Source organism: Oleiphilus sp. HI0043, from assembly GCF_001634935.1.
This window is the reverse complement of record NZ_LWEY01000051.1, coordinates 1-1,020: the sequence shown is the minus strand read 5'-3', so window position 1 is coordinate 1,020 and position 1,020 is coordinate 1. Positions and strand designations below refer to the sequence as shown.

Below are 1,020 nucleotides of genomic sequence, written 5' to 3'. Positions count from 1 at the left end.
AGTATGCGGTGGGCGCAATAGGTAACTTGCCTAAACTTGCTCAAGCCTAAAGGAAGCAAACGAGGAAAAAACAATGACAGAAACGCTATTTACCAAAATTATTGATCGTCAGATTCCTGCAGATATCGTCTATGAAGATGACATCTGCCTGGCATTCAAGGATATTCAGCCAACCGCTCCCGTACACTTGCTTATCATCCCTAAAAAACCAATCGCGACGATTAACGATATGGATGAAGGTGATAAGGAAACATTTGGACATTTGTTCTTTGTTGCCAAGAATATTGCCGCCGATATGGGCTTCGCAGAAGATGGTTACCGTGTTGTGATGAATTGCAATGAATATGGTGGACAAAGCGTCTACCACGTACACCTGCATTTAATCGCTGGTAAACCTTTGGGTTGGCCTCCTTTCACCGAGAAGCTTAAAGTCTGAGCAAGTGTAAACAAGGGTAAAACCATTGCTGACAGACTAATATTTAAGCACCCTCTTCGTTAAACTAGAGCTACCTAAACGAAGAGCGTGGTGAAATATGATCTGGAACCTGGAAGAAAGAAAGTCTAATAAGAGCCTACAGTCAATACTACAAGGCTTGGTATTATTTGCCATGATGTTTTCATTGGCGGCACTTGCTGAAGCTGATGAACTTTCTTCTCGTCTGGAATCACACTTCAATGCCGATAGCTCGTATCGCTTTATCAACTATGAAAGTGTTAATCAGGTGCATGCTGATGAGTATGGCAGCATGCGCTACTTAGTGATGGATTTTGATTTGCGACTTGCCAGTAATGATCTTCAAGGCAGTATTCACCAGATTTGTAATACTGTCTTGGCAGATAGGCAGTTAATAAAAGACCTATCTCGTCATGGCTATGATATGGTTTCAGTATCATTTGATAGGCAGTCACAGTATGACTGCCTATAAATACCTAAAAAAACAAACGCTCTAACTCCTTACCCGGGTCTGCCGCCCGCATAAATGCTTCACCGACTAAGAAGGCGTTCACATCACGTTCTTG

Annotated in this window: 2 protein-coding genes; both read left to right on the top strand. The window is 42.4% G+C overall.

Annotated features, from left to right (window positions below; genetic code table 11):
* Positions 1 to 73 precede the first annotated feature (73 nt).
* Positions 74 to 436 (top strand): histidine triad nucleotide-binding protein, encoded by a 363-nt coding sequence (locus A3729_RS01245; RefSeq protein WP_068514465.1) that lies wholly within the window; start codon positions 74 to 76, stop codon positions 434 to 436.
* A 97-nt stretch (positions 437 to 533) separates the two neighbouring features.
* Positions 534 to 926, top strand: a complete 393-nt coding sequence (locus A3729_RS01240) for a hypothetical protein (protein ID WP_156490586.1) — start codon at positions 534 to 536, stop codon at positions 924 to 926.
* Positions 927 to 1,020 lie beyond the last annotated feature (94 nt).

What these genes read in the sequence shown, in the direction of transcription:
- A3729_RS01245 (WP_068514465.1), top strand. Translation starts at nt 74, where the DNA reads ATGACAGAAACGCTATTTACCAAAATTATTGATCGTCAGATTCCTGCA.
- A3729_RS01240 (WP_156490586.1), top strand. Translation starts at nt 534, where the DNA reads ATGATCTGGAACCTGGAAGAAAGAAAGTCTAATAAGAGCCTACAGTCA.